This is a genomic window from Ochrobactrum chromiisoli (assembly GCF_026241335.1).
Taxonomy (GTDB): domain Bacteria; phylum Pseudomonadota; class Alphaproteobacteria; order Rhizobiales; family Rhizobiaceae; genus Brucella; species Brucella chromiisoli.
The window spans coordinates 37835-63949 of sequence record NZ_JAPHAV010000001.1 but is presented as its reverse complement, the minus strand read 5'-3'; the positions used below and the strand labels follow the sequence as shown (position 1 = coordinate 63949).

The following is a 26115-nucleotide window of genomic DNA, read 5'->3' as shown; positions in this document are numbered from 1 at the left end:
GTCTTTTCGTGAAAAAGCGTCTTTGACGTGGTGGTGAAAGCGCAGTAGAAAGCGCCTCATAGGGTCGTGTGACACGATCCAGCCACATTTTCTGGGTCGTGCCGGCGCAGGATTGAAGATTCTGTTTCCTGTGCTGTGAACGACATCGAACTCGGTTCTGCATGAACCGGCCATTCGCTTTGTCATGCCAAACGTGTTTGGCGGGATAAGGCGGGTAGAAACGTCAGGGAAGCCCACGAGAGCCATGACACAACCGACCGCAACGCGTCAGCGTCCTTTGTCGCCGCATTTGTCGATTTATCGACCAAAGATCACGATGACGATGTCCATCATCCATCGTATCACGGGCGGCGCCCTTTATTTCGGAACCCTTCTCCTCGCTGCATGGCTGATTGCGGCTGCAATCGGTGAAGATGCCTTCAACACCGTAAGCGCAATCTACAGTTCGTGGTTTGGCTATCTGGTTCTGTTTGGCTACACCTGGGCGCTTCTGCACCATCTGGCCGGCGGTGTGCGCCATTTCATCTGGGACATGGGTGCCGGTCTTGAAAAGCACACAGCCAGCAAGATTGCATGGCTGACGCTGGCCTTCTCGCTGCCTGCAACGATCCTTGTCTGGGTTGTTGCTTTTGCAGTGCGCTGAAAGGAGTTCTGACATGAACGATATGCGTACGCCTCTCGGCAAGGTTCGTGGACTTGGCTCGGCCAAGGAAGGCACCGGCCATTTCTGGTTTCAGCGCATGAGTGCTGTCGCACTCGTGCCGCTCGTTCTGTTTTTCATCGGTCTGGTTATTTCGCTTCACGGCGCAAGCTATGCCGAAGTAAAGGCCGCTTTGGCGCATCCGTTCACCGCTCTGGTGATGGCGCTGTTCGTGCTGACCGGCGTCTATCACATGCGTCTTGGCATGCAGGTTATTATTGAAGATTACATTCACGGCGAAGGCATGAAGGTCCTGCTCGTCATGCTCAACACCTTTTTCACGGTGGTTGTGGGCGTGGCTTGCGTTTATGCGATCCTCAAGCTGAGCTTCGGAGGTTGATAGCCCGATGGCTAGTGCACAAAACAATGCAGCCAATGCTGCGGGCGAAAAGAACTATACGTTCATCGATCACAAATTCGACGTTGTTGTCGTTGGCGCTGGCGGTGCTGGCCTGCGTGCAACGCTCGGTATGGCCGAACAGGGTTTTAAGACCGCCTGTATCACCAAAGTGTTCCCAACGCGTTCGCACACGGTTGCAGCGCAGGGCGGCATTGCCGCTTCGCTGAAAAATATGGGGCCGGATAGCTGGCAGTGGCATATGTACGACACCGTCAAGGGGTCGGACTGGCTGGGCGATACGGACGCTATGGAATATCTGGCGCGTGAAGCACCGGCTGCGGTTTATGAGCTGGAACATTACGGCGTTCCGTTCTCGCGTACCGAAGAAGGCAAAATCTATCAGCGCCCATTCGGCGGCCACATGCAGAATTTTGGTGATGGTCCACCAGTACAGCGCACGTGTGCGGCCGCTGACCGTACCGGTCATGCGATCCTGCATACGCTTTACGGCCAGTCGCTGAAAAACAACGCGCAGTTCTTCATTGAATATTTCGCGCTTGATCTCATCATGACTGATGGTGTTTGCACCGGCGTTGTTGCGTGGAACCTTGATGATGGGACGATCCATCGCTTTTCTGCCAAAATGGTGGTTCTGGCGACGGGTGGTTATGGTCGTTCCTATTTCTCGGCGACTTCGGCGCATACCTGCACCGGCGACGGCGGCGGCATGGCGGCGCGTGCGGGGCTTCCGCTCCAGGACATGGAATTCGTTCAGTTCCACCCAACCGGCATTTACGGCGCGGGCTGCCTGATTACGGAAGGCGCACGCGGCGAAGGCGGCTATCTCGTTAATTCCGAAGGCGAGCGCTTCATGGAGCGTTATGCGCCTTCCGCCAAGGATCTGGCCTCGCGTGACGTTGTTTCGCGCTGCATGACCATGGAAATCCGCGCTGGTCGCGGCGTTGGCAAGAACAAGGACCACATCTACCTGCATCTCGACCATCTTGATCCGGCTGTTCTGCATGAACGCCTGCCGGGTATTTCCGAGTCGGCCAAGATTTTCGCAGGCGTTGATGTGACCAAGGAACCGATCCCGGTTCTGCCAACCGTGCACTATAATATGGGCGGCATTCCAACCAATTATTGGGGCGAAGTGCTGAACCCGACGCAAGAAGATCCTGACCGCGTTCAGCCGGGCCTGATGGCTGTGGGTGAAGCAGGTTGCGCATCCGTGCATGGTGCCAACCGTCTTGGCTCCAACTCGCTGATTGACCTTGTTGTGTTTGGCCGTGCGGCTGCAATTCGCGCTGGCGAAGTGATCGACCGCGCTGCGAAGATTCCTGACATCAACGAAGCAGCCGTCGATAAGATCATGGATCGCTTCCATCGCCTGCGTTATGCCAACGGCTCGACACCGACCGCAGAACTGCGCGAAAAAATGCAGCGCACCATGCAGGAAGATGCAGCCGTTTTCCGGACTTCTGAATCGCTCAAGCAAGGCGTCGAGCGTATGTCCGCAATCTGGAAAGAACTGCCTGACGTTAAGGTCAGTGACCGTTCGATGATCTGGAATTCGGATCTGGTTGAAACGCTGGAACTGGAAAATCTGATGGCAAACGCGATGGTGACAGTCGTTTCGGCTGAAGCCCGTCAAGAAAGCCGCGGTGCGCATGCGCATGAGGATTTCCCGGACCGTAACGATGCCGAATGGCGTAAACACACCCTTTCCTGGCTGTCGCCAAATGGCGAAGTGAAGCTTGATTACCGTCCAGTTCATCTCGATCCGCTGACGACCGAGGAAGAAGGCGGCATCAATCTGGCCAAGATTGCGCCCAAGAAGCGCGTTTACTGATCGAGGGAATGAGCAATGGTTGAACTCGCACTTCCCAAGAACTCCCGCATGCAGGAAGGCAAGACCTGGCCGCGTCCAGATGGTGCCAAGAATGTCACGGAGTTCCGCATTTATCGCTGGTCGCCGGATGACGACGCAAATCCAAGCATCGACACGTATTATGTCGATCGTGACGATTGCGGCCCGATGGTGCTCGACGGTCTTCTTTATATCAAGAACAAGATTGACCCGACGCTGACGCTGCGCCGTTCGTGCCGTGAAGGCATTTGCGGGTCCTGCGCCATGAACATTGATGGTGCCAACACGCTTGCCTGTACGAAGGGCATGGATGAGATCAAGGGCTCCATCAAGGTTTATCCGCTGCCGCATATGCCGGTGGTGAAGGATCTGGTGCCGGATTTGAGCAACTTCTACGCCCAGCACCGTTCGATTGAGCCTTGGCTCAAGACGGTATCGCCGGAGCCGCAGAAGGAATGGCTGCAGAGCCACGAAGATCGTCAGAAGCTCGATGGTCTTTACGAATGCATTCTCTGCGCTTGCTGCTCGACCTCGTGCCCAAGCTATTGGTGGAATGGCGATCGTTACCTTGGACCGGCTGTGCTGCTTCAGGCCTATCGCTGGCTGATCGACAGTCGCGACGAAGCCAAGGGCGAACGTCTCGACAATCTCGAAGATCCGTTCCGCCTCTATCGCTGCCACACCATCATGAACTGCGCGCAGACCTGCCCGAAGGGTCTCAACCCTGCCAAGGCGATTGCCGAAATCAAGAAGATGATGGTCGAGCGCCGCGTGTAGAACGTGTTTTCATAATCGATAGAAGGGAGGCTCTGCCTCCCTTTTCTTTTGCCAAAATAATGGCGGAGGCTTGATTTTTCCGTGCTGGCCATATCTGATCTGAAAGCAGAAACTTAACGCTGCTTCAGGGGGGCATCATGCTTGATCATATCGGTTTCAATATTTCCAGCATGCCAAAGTCCAGCGCTTTCTATGACGCTGCGTTGGCGCCACTCGGCATCACGCGGGCGATGGAGTTTGGTGACTGGGTCGGCTATGGCCGCAATGGCAAGCCGGAATTCTGGATCGGCAAGCAGAAGGGCGCAAAACTCGAAGGCGTTTTGCATGTGGCTTTTTCGGCAGGCACCCGCTCGGAGGTTGATCGCTTTTATGAGGCTGCCATGGCTGCGGGTGGGCGTGACAATGGCAAACCGGGAATCCGCGAGCATTATCATCCCGATTATTATGCAGCCTTCGTGCTTGATCCTGACGGGCATAATATCGAAGCGGTCTGTCATCTTCCCGAATGAAAAAGGCGGGCCATGCCCGCCTTTCGATTATCTGCCAGCTCGCGTGAGATGGGCGCTCGCATTATTTATTTTAACGAGCATCTTTGTCCGAAATCCGTTTCACACTTCTCGGGATACGCTTTAAACCAGCTTGGCGTCCAGTGTCACTTCAATGGCACCCAGTGCTTTTGACAAGGGGCAGGATTCCTTCGCCTTTTTTGCCAGCGCCGCAAAATCAGCTTCTTCAATGCCAGGGATTGTGGCTGTAAGCGTGATTGCGCTCTTGCTGATTGCAAAGCCACCACCTGAAGCCGGTCCAACGCTTATAGCCGCTGTTGCTTCAAGCTTTTCCGGTGGTGTGCCGTGCTCTGTCAGAAGTGCTGAAAGCTGCATGGCGAGGCAGCCGGCGTGCGCCGCCCCCAGAAGCTCTTCGGGATTTGTGCCTGCGCGTCCGCTTTCATCTTCAAAGCGCGCCTTGAAATCATAAGGAAGGTCTTTGAGCGCGCCGCTCTGCGTGTTGAGCGTGCCTTTGCCTTCCTTGAGTGTGCCTTTCCAGACTGCGGTTGCTTTTCTGTCCATTGGGAAGCTCCTCTTGATTGGTTTCTAACCACCAGATAGGGCAGCCTCCCCAAGCTTCCAGATTAAATCGCCTCGCCTTGCAATAGGCGCGGCGTTTCGCCCGAAAGACCGGCTGCCTGCTTGATGAAGAAGGATTTGAGGCTTGGTACGCGGTCCACAAGGCCCAGTCCGATGTCGCGGATGGTCCGGACTGCGGGATTGTCGTTGGAGAACAATTTTGTCAGCACGTCGGTTGTGACGCCCATCTGCACGGTGTCGAAACGACGCCAAGCCTGATAGCGCTCAAGCGCTGCAAAGGAGCCGATGTCGAGGCCGAGGCGGTCTGTTTCAACGATAACTTGGGCAATGGCTGCTGCATCACGGAAGCCGAGATTGAGGCCCTGGCCGGCAATCGGGTGGATACGGTGGGCTGCATCGCCCACAAGCGCAAAGCGTGGCTTCACAAATTCGCGGGCCAGTGTCAGGCCAAGCGGGAAAGCACGGCGAGGGCCTTCAACGTGCAGCGCGCCAAGACGGTGTCCAAAACGCTGCTCAAGCTCGGCATCAAAGATGAAATCATCTTCGCGGACCAGACGTTCGGCATCAGCTCTGCGTTCTGTCCACACGAGCGAACTGCGATTGCCTTTGAGTGGCAGGATGGCAAAGGGGCCGGCAGGCAGGAAATGTTCATCCGCGCGGCCACCATGCGGACGCTCATGCTTAACATTGCAGACAATGCCTGATTGGTCATAGTCCCAGTTCACTGTCTTGATGCCAGCAATGTCACGCAGGCGCGATTTTGCGCCATCCGCGGCAATCAACAGACGTGTGATGAGTGTTTCACCATTGGCCAGCGTGACGGTGACGGATTTAGGGCTGGTTTTAAACGTCTCGACACTCATGCCCTCAATGAAGGTGATGCCGAGTTCGTGTGCCTTTTTGTGCAGCGCAGTGTTGAGCACGCGGTTTTCAACCATGTGTGCGAAAGGTTCGCCGGGGTTCACATCGCCTGAAAAGGTTAGAAAGACCGGGCGCACAGGATCGGAGGTGCGGGAATCAGTGATGACCATTTCAGTGATCGGCTGCGCGTCGGCAACGATCTCCTGCCAGCAGCCGAGTTTATCGAGCATGCGCGAAGCCGCCGCTGCAATGGAGGATGCCCGTGGGTCCTTCTTCCATGCGCCCACCGGGGCGCCGTCAATGACGGCAACAGAAAGATGCGGAGCCGCTGCCTTGACCGCCACGGCAGTAACGAGGCCGACATAGCCGCCGCCTGCGATTACCAGATCGCTTTTTTCCGTGGTTTTCTGCTTGCTTGCCGCAGCCATTGCCTCTTCCTTTCGGATATCTTCAGAGCGCTCTTCGATGAACATAACAGGCTGCAACAGGACACAGGAACTTGACAGTTTCGTCTATGCAGGCCCAAACAGTTCAACAAAATATATCGTCTATATAAGGTTCCAGGAGACAGGCTGTCCATGTCGAATAACGAAAAGACCGATCTATTGAAGGCTGAGCAGACTGCTGCCATGCAGCAGCTCCTCGACACGCTTGATCTTGAAACGCTTGAAATGGATCTTTTCCGCGGCAACAGCCCGCAGGTGGGCTGGCAGCGCGTTTTTGGCGGGCAGGTGATCGGGCAGGCGCTGATCGCAGCGCAGCGCACCGTCGACCCCGAACGGCATGTTCATTCGCTGCATGGCTATTTTGTGCGGCCGGGCGATCCGGCTATCCCGATCATTTATGAGGTGGATCGCATCCGCGACGGGTCAAGCTTCAACACGCGCCGCGTGTTGGCAAAGCAGCACGGCAAGGCGATTTTTACGCTCTCAGCATCGTTCCAGATTGATGAAAATGGTCTGGAGCACCAGATCAATATGCCCGAGGGGCTTCCCATGCCGGAACAATTGATGGGCGATCATGATCTTAAGGAAGAGTATTTGCATCTGGCACCGGCAGGCGTGCGCAAATATTGGGAGCAGGAGCGCCCCATTGAGATCAAGCCGGTGTCACTCAAACATTATTTTTCGCGCGAAAAACTGCCACCAAGCCAGCATGTCTGGGTGCGGGCACGTGGTATCGTGCCGGATGAACGTGCGCTACAGGCCGCTATTCTCGCCTATCTTTCGGATATGACTTTGCTGGATACATCGTTGCATCCGCACGGGCGCACGATTTTCGATCGCGACTTGCAGGTGGCAAGCCTTGATCACGCCATGTGGTTTCATCGCCCAAGCCGGCTCGATGACTGGCTTCTTTACACACAGGACACACCGAGTGCGTCCGGTGCACGTGGGCTGAACCGTGGCGCGCTTTATACGCCGGACGGTGTGCTGATTGCGTCAGTCGCGCAGGAAGGCCTTATTCGTGTGCATGAAAAAGACAAATGATGATATTTTAATCATCATCGTCGCTGGTGTTTAATTTTTAATCAATGTTGATTGGGTGAAAATGGGCATCGGCTGCAAAAGCTGAATCCAATGAATCACTTAGAGTGGTTTTTCTCACGTAGAAAAACCACGTCTTCTTTTTTCTGACAGAAATTTCAGGCGCGTCTGCGTTTCACGCGAGGGTCGAAAAGCCCTGTTTCGGGGCGGAAATGTGCCACTCTCCACCGTGATCTTGCCAGATACTGCGTTTGGAATATGAGAAAAATTGCATTTTCTTTGGGTTGTCGCGCGCAACTGGCATGATTTTTGTTTCTCTCAGTTCGAACCGGTCTTTTCAGCGCAGACGCGTTTGAAGCCGCCATTCGACGGAGATATTCGATGCTGATAACAGGAAGATTCAAGCAAACGGCTTTAGCCACCTTGCCTATGCTGCTCGTTCTTGCAGGGACTGCGCTGGCACAGGACGCATCCCAGCCGACACCAACTCTTGATACTGGCGATACTGCCTGGATGCTGACTTCAACCGCGCTTGTGTTGATGATGACAATTCCCGGTCTTGCGCTGTTTTACGGCGGCATGGTGCGCAAGAAGAACGTACTTTCGACAGTTATGCAGAGCTTTGCCATTACCTGCCTTATGTCGGTGTTGTGGATGTTCTTCGGCTATTCGCTCGCCTTCACCGATGGCGGTTCGATGAATGCTTATATCGGCGGCTTCGATAAGGCATTTCTGAAGGGCGTCACGATGGATTCGCTCACCGGGACGATCCCGGAATATCTCTTCATCGTCTTCCAGATGACCTTTGCGGTTATCACACCCGCCCTTATCGCCGGCTCGTTTGCCGAACGCATGAAGTTCTCCTCGATGCTGGTCTTCATGGTTCTGTGGCTGTTCATCGTCTATGTGCCGGTTGCACATTGGGTCTGGGGCGGCGGCTTCCTTGGCTCTGACGGCGTTCTTGATTTTGCCGGTGGCACGGTTGTTCACATCAATGCCGGTGTTGCCGGTCTGGTTGCAGCGCTCATCATTGGCAAGCGCGATGGCTACGGCCACGTCAATATGGCACCACACAATCTCGTTCTCTCGGTTGTTGGTGCAGCCCTTCTGTGGGTGGGCTGGTTTGGCTTCAATGCAGGTTCGGCTCTGGGTGCAAACGCACTGGCTGCCGTTGCCATGCTCAACACGCAGGTTGCAACCGCTGGTGCGGCTCTTGCCTGGATGTTCATCGAATGGGCGATTTCGGGCAAGCCAAGCGTTCTCGGCATTATTTCGGGTGCGGTTGCCGGTCTTGTTGCCGTAACGCCTGCTGCGGGCTTTGTTGACCCAACGGGCGCATTGATCATCGGCGTCATTGCGGGTGCTGTCTGCTACATCGCAGCCGTAAAGATCAAGCACGCGCTTGGTTATGACGATTCGCTCGATGCCTTTGGCGTTCATGGTGTTGGCGGTTTTGTCGGTGCGATCCTCACTGGTTTCTTTGCCGATGTTACGATCAATGCGGCAGGTGAAGGGGCAACCATGGGCAAGCAGTTCTTCGGCGCTGCCATCACCGTTGTCTACACGGCGATCGCAACCGCAATCATCCTTTATGTGATCAAAGCCGTGATGGGTCTGCGCCCGAGCAAGCAGGCTGAAATGGAAGGCCTTGATATCGCGTTGCACGGCGAATCTGTTCAGTAGAACAGGCTTGTCTCAAGAGGAAAAAGGCGCGGGAAACCGCGCCTTTTTCATTTTCTGGTGAAAGGCAGTGCATGGTTAATGGGGAATTAACCATCGCCCGATTAGGATCAGCCCGATTCATTGTGCTCGGGCGTCTTTGCCCGCAGGCAACATTTATATGGTTCGGGACAGGCTTTATGCAGCAAGGATATTCGCCCTCATACCCGTTGCGCGACGAGCGGGTTTCGGAAGACAGGCTGAAACTGGCCAATATCTTCCGCAGGCAATTCTATATCCTGTTCGGTCTGGCGCTGCTTTCGCTGGCCGCTATGGCAGTGGGCGCGCTTGCAACGTGGAATGTTGCCGATCCCAGCCTCAGCCATGCAACGGATAATCCGGTTACCAATGCTCTTGGCTATCCGGGTGCGGTTTTCTCCGATCTTGCCATGCAGTTCTTTGGCCTTGCCAGCGTTCCGGTTCTGCTGCCGCTGGTGGTCTGGTCGCTGTTGCTCATGACGCGCGGCGGGATCAGCCGTGTCGGCCGGCGCAGTCTGGCATGGATGGGGGCTGCGCTTTTGTTTGCAGCCATTGCAAGCTGCTTTGCTGTTCCTTCAAGCTGGCCGATGCCGATTGGTCTTGGTGGTGTGTTTGGCGATATGGTGCTGCGCCTTCCGGGCCTGTTTCTGGGCGCATTTCCGCAAGGTGCGATCGCATCCGGCATTGCGCTGGTGCTGGTTTTCCCGGCACTCTGGCTCTGCCTGTTTGCCAGCGGGATCATTGGCCGCCGTGAAGCGCTCGTTGATGCCGGCTCCGCGCGGGGTGCATCGGCTGGCGATGATTTTGCCGAGGACGAAGATCAGGAGGATGAGACATCATCTGGTGGCTTCTCTGCATTTGTCGGGGCTCTCACCCATACAATTTTCAGCGCTTCGGCGACTTTCAGGCGTTGGACCGGTATCAACCGCCGCAAGCAGCGCGAAGATGAATATGGCGATATGCGCAGCGCGCGCGCAAGCGCGCAAGCGCGCAATGGTTCGCGGCGCGAGCCGGGCTTTGATGGTGCCTCTTCGGAAGAACCGCCGTTCGATTTGGATGATCCGATGGACGGAGCGCCGCTTGCGGGTGAAGAATGGCACGATGCGCCGCCGCAGCGTTCTAAAGCGCGCGTCGGTGAACGCGCGCCTGCACCAAAGAGCGGCGCACGCATTCAGCGTGAAGCGCAGACATCCTTCCTGAAAGAAGGTGGTGCATTTGAAATGCCATCGCTGCATTTTCTTGCTGAACCAAAGCTTGTGCAGCGCGACGCATCCCTGTCCAAGGATGCGCTTGAACAGAATGCGCGGCTTCTGGAAGGTGTGCTGGAAGATTTCGGCGTGCGTGGCGAGATCATCAATGTGAAACCGGGGCCAGTCGTAACGCTTTATGAGCTCGAACCGGCCCCCGGCATCAAATCATCGCGCGTGATTGGTTTGGCGGACGATATTGCTCGCTCAATGAGCGCCATTGCTGCGCGTGTGGCTGTGGTTCCGGGCCGCAATGTGATCGGTATCGAATTGCCGAACCAGAAGCGCGAAATGGTTTACCTGCGCGAAATGCTGGCGAGCCGTGACTTTGAACAGACCAAGGCAAAGCTTGCGCTGGCGCTGGGCAAGACCATCAATGGTGAGCCGGTGATTGCCGATATTGCGAAGATGCCGCATGTGCTTGTGGCCGGTACGACGGGCTCGGGTAAGTCGGTTGCGATCAACACGATGATCCTGTCGCTGCTTTATCGCATGACGCCGCAGGAATGCCGTCTGATCATGATCGATCCGAAAATGCTGGAGCTTTCGATTTATGACGGTATCCCGCATCTGTTGACGCCGGTTGTGACCGATCCGAAGAAGGCTGTGGTCGCGCTCAAGTGGACCGTGCGCGAGATGGAAGACCGCTATCGCAAGATGTCGAAAGTGGGCGTGCGTAATATTGACGGCTTCAATCAGCGCGTCGGTCAGGCACAGAAGAAGGGCGAGCAGATTGCCCGTACCGTGCAAACCGGATTTGACCGAAATACTGGCGAAGCGATCTATGAAACCGAGCAGCTCGATCTGGAGCCAATGCCCTACATTGTCGTGATTATCGACGAAATGGCCGATCTGATGATGGTTGCGGGCAAGGACATTGAAGGCACGGTGCAGCGTCTGGCACAGATGGCGCGTGCGGCGGGTATCCATGTCATCATGGCAACGCAGCGCCCATCGGTGGATGTCATCACCGGTACGATCAAGGCCAATTTCCCGACCCGTATTTCGTTTCAGGTTACATCCAAGATCGACAGCCGAACCATTCTGGGTGAGCAGGGTGCCGAGCAGCTGCTTGGTCAGGGCGATATGCTGTTCATGGCCGGGGGCGGCCGCATTCAGCGCGTGCATGGCCCCTTTGTGGGCGATGACGAGGTGGAACGTATCGTTCAGCACCTGAAACTTCAGGGTGTGCCGGAATATCTGGATGCGATCACTGAGGATGAGGAAGAGGATGAAGGTGGCGGTCCGGCCGGAACATCGAACCTTGAAAATTCCGATGATCCTTATGATCAGGCTGTGGCTGTGGTGCTGCGTGATAAGAAGGCTTCGACGTCCTATATCCAGCGTCGTTTGGGTATTGGCTATAACCGTGCGGCTTCGATTATCGAGCGCATGGAAGAAGAAGGGATCGTCGGCCCTGCCAATCATGCCGGTAAGCGCGAGATACTGGTGCCGACCGGTGACGATGATTTCTAACTGAAATCTCATCGGCTTTCTGTTGCCACACTCGCGCCTAACTGCCCGATTATTTTACGAGAATGAAGAAAAAAGAGAATTTGCCGATGATGATCTCCCGTATTGCTGCATTCGTGAAAGCAAGCCGTTTTGCGGCCATCCTCGGATTGGGAGTTTTGAGCATTGGCGCGGCTTCTCCGGCTTTTGTGCCCGTTGCGGCGCAGGCACAGGGCGTAAGCGGTGCTGCTGCTGCGCAGCAGATTGCGGATCATTTTTCCTCACTGCGCACATTGACCGGTGAATTTGTTCAGTTCGGCCCCAAGGGCGAACAGACGGGCGGCACGTTCTATCTGGAACGTCCGGGCAAGATTCGCTTCAATTACACCGATTCCCCGATCCGCGTGATTTCGGATGGCAATCAGGTTGTTATCAACAACCGAAAGCTCGACACGTGGGATATGTATGCGCTGGGAACCACCCCGCTCAAAATGCTTCTGGCGGACCGGATTGATCTGGGCGGCGGTCGTCTTCAGAGTGTGAAGCAGGACCCGGACATGACCACGCTTGTGGTGGGGGACAAGACAGCATTTGGTAATTCAAAAATCACCATGATGTTTGATCCCAAGACCAAGGATCTCAAGCAGTGGACCATTACCGACGCGCAGGGCCTCGATACCACGATCATGGTGTTCAATGTCCGCAGCGGTGTCCGCTTCACGGATGATATGTTCAAGATCGATTATCAGCGCATCGCAATGAAACGCAAAGGCCAGTGATCTTTATTCCTGAGGTTTGCATTTATCGGATAAATCGTTAGGTTCGCGGCCATCTTCTGATGGCTGTGAGTCTTTCCCCATGACGTTTTCTGTTGCTACCTGGAACATCAATTCCGTTCGTCTGCGCATGCCGCTGGTCGAACAGTTTCTGAGCGATTATCAGCCGGATGTTCTGTGTCTTCAGGAAACCAAATGTCCCGACGATCAGTTCCCTTCAAAAGGCTTTCGCGCGCTTGGCTATGAGCATATCGCGATCAGTGGCCAGAAGGGCTATCACGGCGTTGCGACCATCTCGAAACGCCCTTTGGGCGCTGTCGAGAAGATTGGCTTTTGTGAGATGGGCGATTGCCGTCATCTGAGCGCTGTGGTGGAAGCGGGTGGCAAAAAGCTGCGCATCCATAATTTTTATGTGCCTGCCGGTGGTGATGAGCCAGACCCGGAAATTAATCCAAAATTTGCCCATAAGCTTGGTTTTCTTGAGGAAATGCGAGCGATTGTCGCTGACAGGCAGGATGGACATTCCTCGATCCTCGTGGGTGATCTCAACATCGCACCGCTTGAAAACGATGTCTGGTCGCACAAGCAACTGCTGAAAATTGTAAGCCATACGCCGATTGAAACCACAACGCTGGAAGACCTGCGTGTGAAAGGCGGGTGGAGTGACCTGATGCGGCAGGCGATTCCGTCCGATCAGAAAATCTACACCTGGTGGAGCTATCGCGCCAAGGATTGGGATGCCGCTGATCGTGGTCGCAGGCTTGATCACGTCTGGGGTTCGGCTGATCTGGAAGCGCATATGCAGGGGCTTCAGGTTCTGCGCGATGCGCGTGGCTGGGATCGTCCGTCTGATCACGTACCAGTGATTGCGACATTCGATCTGGATTAAGATCGCGTTCGGACTTATATAGAGTTGAGTTCAAAAGAGGAGAAAAGAGCAATGGATCGTGCGGCACTGTTTTCAATGACCAGTGTTTTCAACGTTTCCGAGGCTCATCATGTCTTCTCTTCTCACGCTTCAGGATGTTTCAGCGCACACGGCTGACGGCCGAACTCTCTTTTCTGGCATCAATTTCAGCATCACCGAAGGTCGGATTGGCCTCGTCGGGCGCAATGGTATTGGCAAATCCACGCTTTTGAAAATCATGAGCGGCGATCTGCTGCCAAGCAGTGGAACGATCACGCGCACCGCCCGGATCGGCGTGCTTGCGCAGAATATTGGTAGTGATGCGCAAAAGACGTTGGCCGATCTTTTCGGTGCACGTGATGCCTTTGACAGAATTGGGCGGATTGAAGCGGGCGAGGGGGCAGATGCCGATTTCGAACAGGCAGACTGGTTGTTGCCGCAGCGTTTTGACAATGCTTTAAAGGCCTTTGCACTTTCGCTTTCGCCGCAAAGTCTTCTCTGCGAATTGAGCGGCGGACAGCAGACACGCGCAGCACTTGCCGCGCTTTTGTTTCAAGAGCCTGACCTGATTTTGTTGGATGAACCCACCAACAATCTTGATCACGATGGCCGTCAGGCTGTCGCGGATATGCTTGCCGGATGGCGAGGGGCGGCTGTGGTGGTCAGCCATGATCGTGCATTGTTGCAGGCGATGGGTGCGATCGCCGAGCTATCGCAAGGCGCGTTGACGCTCTATGGCGGCAATTGGGATTTTTATCACGAGAATAAAGAGCGGGAGCGGGAAGCGGCTGCGCGCGATCTGGAATTGGCGCAGCGCGATGTGAAGCAGGTCCGCCTCAAGGCACAGGACGCCAGTGAACGACAGGCAAAAAGCGATGCGCGCGGGCGCAAATCCCGTGCCGATGCGGGTATGAGCAAGATGGCACTTGATGCGCGTGCCGATAAGGCACAGAAGACCGGTGGTCGTGGCGATGCATTTGCAGAGCGCAATGCCGAGCGTGCCCAAAGCCAGCTTAAGGAAGCGGAAGCAAAGGTCGAACGCATCAAGAAAATGCACTTCCATGTTGATGGATCGCTTTCGCCTTCCGGGCGTGTGCTGCTTGAAATGCTCAATGTTTCGGGCGGCCCTGTGCCGGATAACCCCGTCATTCGGGACGTCTCGCTGAAAATCGTCGGGCCGGAGCGTATTGTCATTCGCGGTGCAAACGGTGCGGGTAAAACCTCGTTGCTGCGGTTGATCACAGGTGATTTGCAGCCCGTTTCGGGCGAGATCAAACGCTTCGTGCCGATTGCCATGTTTGATCAGCAGATGAGCCTGATGGATCGTGGAGCAACGCTTTATGAGAATTTCCGCAGACTGAACAAGGAGGCGAGCGATAACGATGCTTACGCAGCACTGGCGCGTTTTTCATTTCGCGGGGAGGGTGCTGCGCGCCTTGCAGGAGGCTTAAGCGGTGGCGAATTGTTGCGTGCAGCTCTTGCCTGCATTCTTTGTGGAACGCTGAAGCCTGAATTGTTGATCCTGGATGAGCCGACCAACCATCTTGATCTGGATTCCATTCAAGCGCTGGAAACCGCCCTGAATGCATATGAAGGTGGGTTGCTGCTGGTCAGCCACGATCAGACATTTCTCGATGCCATCGGTATCAAGCGGGTCATTGAGTTATGATGTTAGTCGTTGGCGCCAAATTGTGGCGCGACCTTTTCGATGTCGGCAATGAGTTGCAGCAGGTTTTTGCTGATATGCGTATGCAGTGACGCTGCGGCTTCTGGATATTCTTCCAGAATGCGCCGGAAAATGGCGCGGCTGATGCGGATGACTTCCGTTTCTTCCTCGGCAAAAGCGCCGGTCAGGCGTGTGGTCTGCGCAATCAGCGCCATTTCGCCCAGCATCGCACCGGGTTCAACGGGGCGGATTGTAATCCGCCCTTCGTCGGTATCGTGAAACAGTGTGATTTTGCCAGACACGACGATATAACCGCAATCAGCACTCTGGCCTTCGCGAAACAGTTCACGACCGGCGCGCAGCACAAGACGCTCTGCACCAAAGGCGAGCAGACGCAACTGTTCGGGTGAGAAAGATTCGAACAGACCTACTGAGCCGAGAATGCGGATATCGTCATCGAGCGCCATAGCTTGTCATTACACTCGTAACAGGCGCTGTCCATCATGGGACAAGTTTGTATCCCCCGCTTTCTGTAACCAGAAGCGATGCATTGGACGGATCCTTCTCGATTTTCTGGCGCAGACGGTACACATGGGTTTCCAGCGTGTGGGTCGTGACACCGGAATTATAGCCCCAGACTTCTTCAAGCAGCACATCACGGCTGATGACCTTATCGCCTGCACGATAGAGATACTTGATGATCGCTGCTTCCTTTTCGGTCAGGCGAATCTTGCTGCCCTTTTCATCGATAAGCAGCTTCTGACCTGGCTTGAAGGTGTAAGGTCCGACGATGAATGTCGCGTCTTCGCTCTGCTCGTGCTGGCGCAGCTGTGCGCGGATGCGTGCCAGCAGAACGGCGAATTTGAATGGCTTGGTGACGTAATCATTTGCCCCTGATTCGAGGCCGAGAATCGTATCCGATTCGGTGTCGTGACCGGTCAGCATGATGATCGGAGCCTTGAAGCCGCCCTTGCGCAGAAGTTTAACCGCTTCGCGTCCGTCCATATCCGGCAGGCCGACATCCATGACCAGCAGATCGACAATACCGTTACGGGCGCTTTGGATGCCCTTGGTGGCGTTGTCTTCCTGAAGAATCTGGAACTCTTCGCACAGTTCAAGCTGTTCGACGAGGATGGAGCGGAGATCTTCATCATCGTCCACGATCAGTATTGTACGACCTGTCATGCCTGTCCTCGTTACTCTTTGATTCAAATAGTGGTTGGTGTTTTATGACATTTAATCGCGGTAAGTTGAAGCCGTGAAAAAATGAGAGTGTTTTTTAAGCATTCGTTTAAACTTTATCAGCGGGCAGAAAGCGGAGGCAGGCTTGACCAGAAACCAAAAAAGCCACGGCATTGGCATTATCGATGTAAGGGCAAAACCTGGCCACAGGACGCGCGGCCTGCTTGTTGCAGGCAATTTGGTGCTCCAATGTGCGCTTGGCAAGGGGGGAATCAGCGCTTTTAAGCGCGAGGGCGATGGTGCCACGCCGCTTTCGTCCATGCGATTGCTCTATGGCTATCGGCGTGGAGATGCGGGTCATCTGCCTTTCTCACGTCTGCCTTTGCGACGCGTGCGTAAACTCGACGGCTGGTGTGACGCGCCAAAAGATCCGAATTACAATCGTCCGGTGAATCTGCCGTTTAAGGCAAGCCACGAGAAGATGTGGCGCAATGACGATGTTTATGATGTCTGTATTGTGATGGACTGGAACATTCGCCCACGCAGGCGCGGCTGCGGCAGCGCGATTTTCTTTCATCTGGCGCGGCCGGGATTTACGCCGACTGAAGGCTGTATAGCCCTCAAGCGCGCCGATATGGCGCGCCTCCTACCACATCTGACCGACAGAACGGTGGTTCGCGTTTTGCGGTGATCAGTGCGCTCCGGCAGGAACGATTTTCACCTCGTTGCCTTCGGCATCGAAGAGTTTTCCGTTCTGAACATAATCGCCATCATGCAGTTCTGCGATCTGATGGTGGCGAATGATGCGTTCGGTGCCTTCGGCAAAAACGGACATCTGGTTTGAATTGCCGCCTTTGAACTCATTGAACATCAGGTTGAGCGCGATTGCCATCAGGGCCGCAGAACTGATGCCCGAATGGAAAATGGTTTCAAACCAGCTCGGGAAGTGATGGTAGAAGTCCGGCGCTGCAATGGGGATCATACCGAAACCGATGGAGGTTGCCACAATGATCAGATTGATGTTGTTGTGATAATCGACCTTTGAAAGCGTGCGGATGCCGCTTGCAGCAACGGTTCCAAAAAGCACGATTCCGGCACCGCCCAGCACGGAGGGGGGGACACAGGCAATGACACGTCCCATCACAGGCAGGAGGCCGAGCGTGATGAGAATAAGCCCGCCTGTTGCCACCACATAACGGCTTTTCACCCCGGTTACGGCTACAAGACCGACATTCTGCGCAAAGGCGCTTTGGGTGAATGAGCCGACAACTGGTGCCAGAATGCTTGATGCCATATCGGCCCGCAATCCATCGCCCAGACGGCGCGAGTTGACTTTGGTTCCCAGAATTTCGCCAACGGCCAGAATATCGGCAGAGGTTTCCACCAGTGTGACGATGATCACGATGAACATGGACAATGTGGCCGCAATGCTGAAAATCGGCCAGCCGAAATGGAAGATTTCCGGCAGCGCCATAAGAGGGCCTTCAGATATGCGGGAAAAGTCGGTCATGCCGAGTGCCCACGCAATCCCTGTTCCGATGACCATGGCAAGCAGGATGGAGAGGCGGGAAATCGTGGCATTGCCGACTTTGCTCAGCAAAAGCACGATCAGCAGTGTAAGCCCGGCGAGACCGATATTGCCCATGCTGCCGAAATCTGGCGCTTTGCTGTTGCCACCCATGGCCCAGCGGGCTGCAACAGGCATCAGCGTGAGGCCGATGGTGGTGATCACAATGCCAGTGACGAGCGGCGGAAAGAAACGTGTCACCCGCGAAAAGATCGGTGTGATGAGAAAGCCGATCACCGATGCAGCGATGACGGCTCCGAGTACGACCTGAAGCCCCACTTCTCCTGTTTGAGCTGATGTGACGATGGCCACCATGGTGGCAACACCGGCGAAGGACACGCCTTGAACCAGCGGAAGCTGGCAACCGAAAAACGGAATGCCGATGGTTTGCAGACCCGTTGCCACGCCGCCTGCAAAAAGCGAGGCGGTGATCAGCAGGCCGACTTCGCTGGCACTTAGACCTGCTGCCTGACCGATAATCAGTGGCACGGCGACAATGCCGCCATACATGGTCAGAACATGCTGGAAGCCATAGGCCAGATTGGCGGCAATGGATAGTTTTTCATCTTCGGGACGTGGATTGACCGCTATCCCGGTTGGGTGTGTATTCACGTTTATCCCTCCCGATGTCTCTCCTCAAAGACAGGGGGCGAGTATATCCCTCATCGGCCAACGTACTGCATGGGTTTTTCTTGAAGTTGTTTTCGATGCGAGCGGGTGAATGCGTTTATGCGGATGCGTCGCGCATCGCATCACCAAGAACGGTAAAGATATAAGGCTCTATTGATTGCGCAACATTGAAACGCAGATAGCGTGTTGCCTTTCGCGAGGGACTGAAAACATCGCCCGGTGCCAGCATGACGTCTTTTTGCAGGGCATAGCGCGCGATCTTGCCTGAATCCATCCCTTCGGGTAGCTGGGCCCAGAGAAAAAGACCACCCTGCGGCTCTGTCCAGAGTTCAAGCCCTGCTGCTTTGAGCCGGTTGGCGGTCATGGTCATCGCATCGGCAAGTTTTGCACGCAGGCTGTCGATATGGCGGCGATAGGTGCCATCGGTGAGCAGCGTATGGACGATTTGCGCAGACAAAACATTGCTGCTGAATGAGGTTGCAAGTTTCAGATCGGTCAGGCCGTCGATCCAGTCGTGGCGTGCGGCAATGTAACCAACGCGCGCCGCAGCCGAGAGTGTTTTTGAAAAACTGCCGATATGCAGAACGCGGTCAAAGCCGTCGAGTTCAGCAAGCAGCGGTGAGGGGGATGGATGAAAATCACCGAAGATATTGTCTTCAACCAGTTTGATATCATGCAGTTCTGCAAGTTTCAGCAAACGGTGTGCCGTTGCAGGCGTCATGATACCGCCGGTTGGATTGTGCAGCCCTGCATTGGAAATATAGAGCTTTGGTGCGTGTTCTTCAGCCACTTTGGCGAAGGCATCCAGATCGGGGCCGGAATGCGTATAGGGAATGCCGATGAGTTTGACGCGATGCGAAAGAAGTGCTGCCTGAAAATTGAAATAGCAGGGATCATCCACGAGCACGGTGTCGCCTGGTTGCAGCAGAAAGCGGCAGATAAGGTCGATGGCATGGGTGCCGGAATCGGTCAGCAATATATCGCCGCCTGACATATCGATCCCTTGTTCGGACAGCTTGCGGGCAAGATGGTTTCGCAAAGGGCGAAAGCCGAGCGGTTCACCATAGGTGACAAGATTGCTATTTTCATCGCGGGCGATGGCGCGCATGGCCCGGCGGATGCCTTCGAGTGGCAACCATTCATCGGGTAGCCAGCCGCAACCCGGCTTGTAAGTCTCGCTGTGCGCTTCAAGCGATTGCCGCATGACCCAGAAAGGATCAATCTGCCTGTCCTTGTATGGCATTGTTGCGGTTATGGTGAAGGGTTGGCGCGCGCGCTCAGAAACATAAAAACCCGCACCGCGGCGCGATTGAATAATGCCTTCCGCAACCAGACGGTCATAGGCTTCGACCACGGTTGATTTTGAGACGTTCATCGTGTCCGCCAGCCGGCGAATGGATGGCAGACGGGCACCGGGAGCAAGGCTCATCGCGGCGATGCGGTCGCGAATGATGGTCATGACCTTTTCGACGAGTGGCATTTTTTCAGATGCGGCTTTTTCATCGCTGTGTCCGCCAAGATAGGCGGCCTCAACGGCTTCAAGACTGCGCAAAAGGCCCTTTGAAATCATCTGTATCATCCTTTGTATCGGTACAGTTTAGCAGAATTGTCTGCAAATTGTCTCTGATCAATTGGCCGCATGGGATGCACATATGGAAAATCACCTAACAAGTTTGATGAAGGTCGAAAAGACGCAATGAGCAAAACAGCGGGTTGGATTAACGGTTTTCTGGGGGTTCTCATTTTCAGCGGGTCACTGCCGGCCACACGGCTGGCGGTGATCGATATCGACCCGACTTTTTTGACGATGGCGCGAGCATCAATGGCGGGCCTTATTGGCCTTGTGCTGTTGCTTGCCTTTCGTGCGCCATTTCCGCGCTCTCAAGACATTGTTTCCCTGCTTGTTGTGGCGCTCGGTGTGGTGGTGGGCTTCCCGCTTTTGACCGGTCTTGCGCTGCAACATATGACCTCAGCGCATGCGATTGTCTTTATCGGCCTGCTGCCGCTTTCGACGGCTTTGTTTGCGGTGCTGCGCGGTGGTGAGAGACCGCGTCCTTTGTTCTGGCTGTTTTCAGTTGCTGGCGGTGTCATCGTCGCATCCTATGCCTACGGTCAGGGCAGTCAGTCCACATTGCTGGGCGATATGCTGATGCTCGGCGCAATCATCGTTTGCGGACTGGGATATGCCGAAGGCGCAAGCCTTTCACGCAGGCTCGGCGGCTGGCAGGTGATCTGCTGGGCGCTGGTCTTTTCGCTGCCGATCATGCTGCCGCTCAGTATTCTGATGCGTCCTCAAACATGGGGGCATATCGGCGCAATGGCATGGGGTGGACTTGCCTATGTTACGTTATTTTCAATGCTGATCGGCTTTTTCTTCTGGTATCGCGGGCTTGCGCAGGGCGGTGCTGCGGCTGTCGGACAGCTGCAATTGTTGCAGCCATTTTTCGGGCTGATGCTCGCTGCATCCATCGCGGGTGAGCCGGTGAGCATGGGTATGGTGATGACCGCTGGTGTGGTGGTGCTGTGTGTGGCTGGCGCGAAGAGGTTTGCCTAAATAAAAGCTTGTCGCCCAAAAGTGGGAACCGGTTTTGGGAACATCGACAAGCGCTATAAGAATGTCCAGACGGTTGTGCGCTTGACCTCTGCATCTTCAAGCGCGCGTGTGACAGGCACCGTATAGACGGCAAGCTGCTCAAGTCGCTGTTTGGGAAGATAGGCGCGGCCCGGATCGCCGACGATGATGCGGGCACCACGTGCAGCAAGCTTTGAAAACCACGGAATCAGACGATCTGCGAGTGGCTTTTCATAGAACACATCGCCCGCAAGTACGACCTCCCAGCCATGATCCCGATCGATCAGGTCGGTGAGTGTCGGGGTAATGGCAACGCTGTTTGCAGCCGCGTTGATTTCGATTGCCGGTAGCGCAAAGGGATCAATATCGGATGCGGTAACGCTTTTTGCGCCCGCCTTCATCGCGCTAATGGCGACGAGACCCGAGCCGGATGCGAAATCCAGCACGGTTTTGCCTGCAACTGCCTTCGGATGATCGAGAATATAGCGTGCAACACCCTGACCGCCTGCCCATGCAAAAGCCCAGAAGGGCGGCGGCAGGCCGATGGTTGCCAGTTCTTCCTCGGTTTTATGCCAGAGGTCGTGGGCTTCATCGGCCAGATAGAGGCTGATTTCCGGCACATGCGGTGGCGCTTGCAGGCCGGTATTGGCCAGTATGAAATCGCGCGTGCTTTTTTGTGCCGGATCAAGCATTAGATGTCTTTGGCATCCAGTCCACCCATACGGCAGACTTCAATCCACTCGTCTTCTGTCACTGGTTGCACCGAAAGACGCATCGAGGTGACGAGCGCCATTTTTTCGAGCTTTGGATTGGCTTTTACATCCTTGAGCGTGACAGGTTTTGGCATGTCGCGCACGGCCTTGATATCCACACAATCCCAGCGCGGATCGTCCGTGGTGCTGTCAGGATGTGAAAGGGCGCAGACTTCGACAATGCCGACCACTTCCAGACCTTCGTTGGAATGATAAAAAAAGCCTTTGTCGCCGAGCTTCATGGCGCGCATGTTGTTGCGTGCGAGATAGTTGCGCACACCGTCCCACTGCTCGCCTTGTTCACCACGGGCTTTCTGCATTTCCCATGACCATTTGAAGGGTTCGGACTTGAACAGCCAGTAAGCCATTATTCTACCTTCAAGCGTTTGCAGGATTGTTGATGGCCCAGTTCCACGGGCGCACGCTCACATCAGCAAAAAGACCGGCCAGTGCGTAAGGGTCATTGGCGCCGATCTTTTCGGCTTCTGCCTTTGAGGCTGCTTCAACCACGACGAGGCTGCCATTTGGCTTGCCGTCTTCGCCGAGGAAAGGACCTGCGAACTTCAGCGTATCACCAAGGCCCTTGAGATAGTCGAGATGCGCCGGGCGCGTATCAAGGCGTACTTGCAGATGGTCAGGCTTGTCGTTGCACAGAAGAGCAAAAAGCATGTTTAATCCTCGGTCTTGAGTGGTCGGTTAAGAAGAGCCGTCACAGCTTCATCAATCGTTGTTTTTCCTGCAAGAAGGGCTGCAACCGCCGTGATGATCGGGGCTGGAACACTATATTTTCTGCAAAGTTCGGCTGCGATGGGAGCTGTTGCAACACCTTCCGCCAGGGGGCGGTTGGTGAGGTCTTCGCTACGTCCCAAAGCCAGTCCGTAAGAATAATTGCGTGACTGCGATGACGAACAGGTCAGCATCAGATCGCCAAGGCCGGAGAGGCCCATGATGGTTTCAGGCTTTGCGCCCATGGCAAGTGCTACACGGCGCAGTTCGGCAAAGCCGCGTGTGACAAGTGCTGCCTGAGCACTCGCACCATAGCCACGCCCGATGGCGGCCCCTGCTGCGAGAGCCAGCACATTTTTCAGTGCGCCACCGATCTCAACGCCCTTGAGATCGGTGGTCGAATAACAGCGGAATGCGGGGCCGGAGAGCGTTGCTGCCAATTGATCGGCAATGGCGGCATCTTCGCACGCAATGGTTACAGCCGTTGGCAGGCCGCGCGCCACATCGGTGGCAAAGCTTGGGCCGGAAAGGGCTGCGATTTGATGATCGGGCAGAACGTCGGCCACCACTTCTGACATCAGCCGGCCGGTGTCGCGCTCAATGCCCTTGGCGCATAAAATGACGGGCGCCGATTGCGGAATGAGACGGCTCAATTCCAGAAGACCTTTGCGCATGGACTGTGCCGGAATGACGGCGAGGATTGCATCGGCATTTTCAAGCACAGCCTGCGCATCCGTGCTGGCGCGAATACCGTGCGGCAGTTCGATCTCGCCAAGATAAGCAGGGTTGCGGCGCTGGGTGTTTATATGGTCAACGGTTTTGGCATCACGGGCATAAAGCCATGTGTCATGGTTGCCTGTGGCTGCCATGCTTGCCAATGCCGTGCCCCATGCGCCACCGCCCAGAACGGCAATTTTTGCGCGCTTACTCATGCCTTTGCTCCGCGGCGTCCGGTGCCGAACACGGGTGCTGATTTTTCATCCAGCGGCCAGCGTGAGCGCGGCGCGAGATTGAGCGAATCAGGGCCTTTGGTTGCAGCACGCTCAGCACCTGCCCAGGCGATCATCGCCGCATTGTCGGTACAGAGATTGAGTGGGGGGGCAATGAAACTGAAACCGTGCTTTGCGCACAGCTTTTCAAGCGAGGCGCGCAAGGTCTTGTTGGCCGCAACGCCGCCCGCCACGATCAGCGATGGTGTTTCGCAATCCGGGAACTCCAGCTTAAAACGCTCCAGCGACCGCTTCACCCGATCCGACAATGTATCGGCAACCGCATCCTGAAACGAGGCGCAGATGTCTGAAACATCTTGATCGGACAAGGGGCTAAGTTCTGTTGCCGTCTGGCGCACAGCGGTTTTGAGACCGGAAAACGAGAAGTCGAGCCGGGCTTCGCCTTTGAGCGGTCTTGGCAGCGCAAAACGCTTGGGGTTGCCCTGTAACGCCATGCGTTCAACAGCCGGTCCGCCGGGATAGGGCAGGCCGAGCAGCTTGGCAGTTTTGTCGAAAGCCTCGCCCAGTGCATCGTCGATGGTCGTGCCAAGGCGTTCATAATCACCAAGGCCGCGCACCAGAACCATCTGCGTGTGACCACCGGACACCAGCAGTAGCAGATAAGGAAATGGAAGATCATCCGTCAGTCGCGCAGTCAGCGCATGGCCTTCCAGATGATTGACCGCATAAAACGGCTTGTTTGCAGCCATGGCCATGGCCTTGGCGGTCATCAGGCCGACAAGCAGCCCGCCGATCAGGCCGGGACCGGCAGTCGCAGCGATTGCGTCCACTTCATCAAGCTTGAGATTGGCGTCTTTGAGCGCGCGTTCGACCAGCCGGTCGAGCGCCTCTACATGGGCGCGCGCAGCGATTTCGGGCACCACGCCACCATAAGGTTCATGTTCGGCGATCTGGCTGAGCACGACATTGGACAAAATATGCCCTTTGCCGCTATCGTCCCGTTCAACGATGGCGGCGGCTGTTTCGTCGCAACTTGTCTCTATTCCAAGAATGCGCATTTGCGGTTAGACCCTGTCTATCTCGTAATCTTACTTAAAATATTTGAGAAACCCGGTATCATGGACGGCGCGATATGCAAACAGCATCCTTGAAGATTGGCACCAGAGGCAGCAAGCTTGCGCTTGCGCAGGCTTATGAAACGCGCTCGCGTTTGATCGCCGCGCATGGTCTTGATGAAGATGCCATCGAAATCGTGCCGATGTCCACTGCGGGGGATCGCATTCAGGATCGTCCGCTGTCGCAGGTGGGCGGCAAGGGGCTTTTTACCGAAGAGATCGAAGCCGCACTCAAAGAGGGTCGCATTGATCTGGCTGTGCATTCCACCAAGGACATGCCGACTGTTCTGCCGGAAGGTCTTCATCTTTCCACATTTCTTGAGCGCGAAGATCCGCGCGATGCTTTTGTTGGCCGCACCTCAAAACGGTTTCTCGATCTGCCGCAGGGCGCTATCGTCGGCTCGTCGTCGCTGCGCCGTCAGGCAATGATCAAACGCCTGCGTCCTGACCTTCAGGTGGTGATGTTTCGCGGCAATGTCCAGACACGTCTGCGTAAGCTTGAAGAGGGCGAAGTGGACGGCACATTCCTGGCCTGTGCCGGTTTGAAGCGCCTTGATCTCGCCGACGTGATCACTGATCTGCTGGACCCTTTAATCTTCCTGCCAGCACCGGGACAGGGGGCAATTGGCATTGAAAGCCGCATTGGTGATGAGAAAATCGACGCGCTGCTAAAGCCTTTGGCGCATCACGACACACATGTGGCGCTGGCCTGTGAACGCGCCTTTCTGGCAACACTTGATGGCTCATGCCGTACGCCGATTGCCGGTCTTGCACGTGTTGAGCGGGATAAGGTCTCGTTCCGTGGCTTGATCCTGACACCGGATGGCCGTGCCGCGCATGAGGTCACGGCAGAAGGTTTGGCTTCGGATGCAGCCGAGCTTGGCTCAGATGCCGCCAAGCGTGTGCGTGCGCAAGCAGGCGCACAGTTTTTCGAGGGCTGGGAGTAACATTGGCGCAAAAGCGAAACGCAGTGACCGGTGGTCGTGTTTTGATCACACGGCCGGAACCGTCGGCGTCAGAGACGGCGGCAAAGCTTGCTGATCTTGGCTTTTCGCCGGTTTTGCTGCCTGTAAGCCGGACCATCGCGCTTGAATTTTCAATCAAGAATGAGGCTTTCGATGCGCTGGCAGTGACGAGCGCCAATGCTTTTCGGCATGTTCCCACCGAATATCTTGAATCGTTGAAGGCATTGCCCTTGTTTGCGGTGGGCGAAGGCACAGCAAGGGCAGCGCAGGACGCGGGCTTTCAGACTGTGATCGAAGGCGGTGGTGATGCGGTGCATCTGGCTGCAACGCTTGCCGGGCGCTTGCCGAAAAGTGCCAGACTTCTTTATCTTGCCGGTCGTGTGCGCCAGCCCATATTTGAGGACAGGGTTTCAGAGGCCGGGCTCAATATGGAGGTCTGTGATGTCTATGATATTGAGGCAATTGATTATTCAGCCAATGAAATCAGTGCGCTTTTCAAGGACGGTCCATTTGTCGCGGTGCTGCTCTACTCCGCAGTTGCTGCACAGCGTTTTGTGGAAATAATGCAGAAATGTCAGTTGCAATTTCATGCGCAGTTGGATGCTGAAACCCGGTTTTTCTGTATTTCTGAACGTGTTGGCCGTATGCTGCCAGAGGAATGGCAGGCGAGGCGGCTTGTTGCCGATCATCCGGATGAGCGTGGTATTTTTCGTTTGTTTTCCAAACTTTGACTCTTTTCCGGGCAACCTTCCTTCATCTGACGATTTTATCTGATAAGCTCTGAAGCACC

Annotated in this window: 26 protein-coding genes; 15 read left to right on the top strand and 11 right to left on the bottom strand. The window is 55.4% G+C overall.

The genetic code is table 11. The annotated features are described in order from the left end of the window. Positions 1-244: 244 nt before the first annotated feature. From sdhC to OPR82_RS00320, 5 genes are all read left to right on the top strand, one after another. A complete protein-coding gene (sdhC, locus tag OPR82_RS00340; RefSeq protein ID WP_265982363.1) occupies positions 245-643 on the top strand; it encodes a succinate dehydrogenase, cytochrome b556 subunit in 399 nt (132 codons plus the stop codon). 13 nt (positions 644-656) lie between these two features. Next, on the top strand, positions 657-1040 hold the full coding sequence (gene sdhD / locus OPR82_RS00335) for a succinate dehydrogenase, hydrophobic membrane anchor protein (RefSeq protein WP_265982362.1): 384 nt from the start codon (positions 657-659) through the stop codon (positions 1038-1040). 7 nt (positions 1041-1047) lie between these two features. Next, the gene (gene sdhA / locus OPR82_RS00330; protein ID WP_265982361.1) at positions 1048-2892 is read left to right on the top strand and encodes a succinate dehydrogenase flavoprotein subunit; all 1845 of its coding nucleotides are present in this window, start codon (positions 1048-1050) and stop codon (positions 2890-2892) included. A 15-nt stretch (positions 2893-2907) separates the two neighbouring features. Beyond that, the gene (locus tag OPR82_RS00325; RefSeq protein ID WP_265982360.1) at positions 2908-3687 is read left to right on the top strand and encodes a succinate dehydrogenase iron-sulfur subunit; all 780 of its coding nucleotides are present in this window, start codon (positions 2908-2910) and stop codon (positions 3685-3687) included. A 137-nt stretch (positions 3688-3824) separates the two neighbouring features. Continuing rightward, the gene (locus OPR82_RS00320; RefSeq protein ID WP_265982359.1) at positions 3825-4196 is read left to right on the top strand and encodes a VOC family protein; all 372 of its coding nucleotides are present in this window, start codon (positions 3825-3827) and stop codon (positions 4194-4196) included. A 120-nt stretch (positions 4197-4316) separates the two neighbouring features. Here OPR82_RS00320 and OPR82_RS00315 read toward each other — a convergent pair whose 3' ends face one another. Continuing rightward, positions 4317-4754: an OsmC family protein gene (locus OPR82_RS00315; protein ID WP_265982358.1), complete on the bottom strand. Its 438-nt coding sequence runs from the start codon at positions 4752-4754 to the stop codon at positions 4317-4319. A 62-nt stretch (positions 4755-4816) separates the two neighbouring features. Continuing rightward, complete coding sequence (locus tag OPR82_RS00310; protein ID WP_265982357.1) at positions 4817-6061, bottom strand: ubiquinone biosynthesis hydroxylase; 1245 nt, start codon at positions 6059-6061, stop codon at positions 4817-4819. A 150-nt stretch (positions 6062-6211) separates the two neighbouring features. On the opposite strand from OPR82_RS00310, the gene tesB reads away from it, so the two are divergent. The 6 genes from tesB (at position 6212) to OPR82_RS00280 (ending at position 14869) form a co-directional block, all read left to right on the top strand. Beyond that, positions 6212-7123, top strand: a complete 912-nt coding sequence (gene tesB / locus OPR82_RS00305; RefSeq protein WP_265982356.1) for an acyl-CoA thioesterase II — start codon at positions 6212-6214, stop codon at positions 7121-7123. 378 nt (positions 7124-7501) lie between these two features. After that, positions 7502-8803, top strand: coding sequence for an ammonium transporter (locus OPR82_RS00300; protein WP_265982355.1), 1302 nt, complete (start codon positions 7502-7504; stop codon positions 8801-8803). Between the two features lie 176 nt (positions 8804-8979). Next, positions 8980-11541 carry a DNA translocase FtsK gene (locus tag OPR82_RS00295; protein ID WP_265982354.1) on the top strand — a complete coding sequence of 854 codons (2562 nt, stop codon included), beginning with the start codon at positions 8980-8982 and terminating at the stop codon, positions 11539-11541. An 86-nt stretch (positions 11542-11627) separates the two neighbouring features. Further along, complete coding sequence (locus tag OPR82_RS00290) at positions 11628-12296, top strand: outer membrane lipoprotein carrier protein LolA (protein WP_265982353.1); 669 nt, start codon at positions 11628-11630, stop codon at positions 12294-12296. 79 nt (positions 12297-12375) lie between these two features. Beyond that, positions 12376-13182, top strand: a complete 807-nt coding sequence (locus OPR82_RS00285; protein ID WP_265982352.1) for an exodeoxyribonuclease III — start codon at positions 12376-12378, stop codon at positions 13180-13182. A gap of 109 nt (positions 13183-13291) precedes the next feature. Further along, positions 13292-14869, top strand: a complete 1578-nt coding sequence (locus OPR82_RS00280) for an ABC-F family ATP-binding cassette domain-containing protein (protein ID WP_265982351.1) — start codon at positions 13292-13294, stop codon at positions 14867-14869. 2 nt (positions 14870-14871) lie between these two features. Here the strand turns inward: OPR82_RS00280 and OPR82_RS00275 are convergent, their stop codons facing one another. Together OPR82_RS00275 and OPR82_RS00270 are read right to left on the bottom strand one after the other, a co-directional pair. Next, positions 14872-15333, bottom strand: a complete 462-nt coding sequence (locus tag OPR82_RS00275; RefSeq protein WP_265982350.1) for a cyclic nucleotide-binding domain-containing protein — start codon at positions 15331-15333, stop codon at positions 14872-14874. A gap of 34 nt (positions 15334-15367) precedes the next feature. Next, positions 15368-16051, bottom strand: a complete 684-nt coding sequence (locus tag OPR82_RS00270) for a response regulator transcription factor (RefSeq protein WP_265982349.1) — start codon at positions 16049-16051, stop codon at positions 15368-15370. Between the two features lie 142 nt (positions 16052-16193). On the opposite strand from OPR82_RS00270, the gene OPR82_RS00265 reads away from it, so the two are divergent. Beyond that, complete coding sequence (locus OPR82_RS00265) at positions 16194-16739, top strand: L,D-transpeptidase family protein (RefSeq protein ID WP_265982348.1); 546 nt, start codon at positions 16194-16196, stop codon at positions 16737-16739. Here the strand turns inward: OPR82_RS00265 and OPR82_RS00260 are convergent, their stop codons facing one another. After that, positions 16740-18227, bottom strand: coding sequence for a nucleobase:cation symporter-2 family protein (locus OPR82_RS00260; RefSeq protein WP_265982347.1), 1488 nt, complete (start codon positions 18225-18227; stop codon positions 16740-16742). Between the two features lie 115 nt (positions 18228-18342). Further along, positions 18343-19815, bottom strand: a complete 1473-nt coding sequence (locus OPR82_RS00255) for an aminotransferase-like domain-containing protein (protein WP_265982346.1) — start codon at positions 19813-19815, stop codon at positions 18343-18345. A 126-nt stretch (positions 19816-19941) separates the two neighbouring features. Here OPR82_RS00255 and OPR82_RS00250 point away from each other — a divergent pair, with 126 nt between their 5' ends. Further along, positions 19942-20799, top strand: a complete 858-nt coding sequence (locus OPR82_RS00250; protein ID WP_265982345.1) for a DMT family transporter — start codon at positions 19942-19944, stop codon at positions 20797-20799. A 53-nt stretch (positions 20800-20852) separates the two neighbouring features. On the opposite strand, the gene OPR82_RS00245 is transcribed toward OPR82_RS00250, so the two are convergent. The 5 genes from OPR82_RS00245 to tsaD are packed head-to-tail and all read right to left on the bottom strand — an operon-like array spanning position 20853 to position 24303. After that, a complete protein-coding gene (locus tag OPR82_RS00245; RefSeq protein ID WP_265982344.1) occupies positions 20853-21509 on the bottom strand; it encodes a class I SAM-dependent methyltransferase in 657 nt (218 codons plus the stop codon). Continuing rightward, positions 21509-21937 carry an EVE domain-containing protein gene (locus tag OPR82_RS00240; protein ID WP_265982343.1) on the bottom strand — a complete coding sequence of 143 codons (429 nt, stop codon included), beginning with the start codon at positions 21935-21937 and terminating at the stop codon, positions 21509-21511. Before OPR82_RS00240 ends, OPR82_RS00245 begins: the two co-directional genes overlap by 1 nt. A gap of 10 nt (positions 21938-21947) precedes the next feature. Beyond that, complete coding sequence (locus OPR82_RS00235; protein WP_265982342.1) at positions 21948-22238, bottom strand: YciI-like protein; 291 nt, start codon at positions 22236-22238, stop codon at positions 21948-21950. 2 nt (positions 22239-22240) lie between these two features. Next, on the bottom strand, positions 22241-23227 hold the full coding sequence (locus OPR82_RS00230; RefSeq protein WP_265982340.1) for an NAD(P)H-dependent glycerol-3-phosphate dehydrogenase: 987 nt from the start codon (positions 23225-23227) through the stop codon (positions 22241-22243). Continuing rightward, complete coding sequence (tsaD, locus tag OPR82_RS00225) at positions 23224-24303, bottom strand: tRNA (adenosine(37)-N6)-threonylcarbamoyltransferase complex transferase subunit TsaD (protein WP_265982339.1); 1080 nt, start codon at positions 24301-24303, stop codon at positions 23224-23226. The genes OPR82_RS00230 and tsaD overlap by 4 nt, the downstream gene beginning before the upstream one ends. 74 nt (positions 24304-24377) lie before the next feature. On the opposite strand from tsaD, the gene hemC reads away from it, so the two are divergent. Continuing rightward, positions 24378-25307, top strand: coding sequence for a hydroxymethylbilane synthase (hemC, locus tag OPR82_RS00220; protein WP_265982338.1), 930 nt, complete (start codon positions 24378-24380; stop codon positions 25305-25307). A 2-nt stretch (positions 25308-25309) separates the two neighbouring features. Next, positions 25310-26056: a uroporphyrinogen-III synthase gene (locus OPR82_RS00215; RefSeq protein ID WP_265982337.1), complete on the top strand. Its 747-nt coding sequence runs from the start codon at positions 25310-25312 to the stop codon at positions 26054-26056. The last annotated feature ends 59 nt before the right edge of the window (positions 26057-26115 follow it).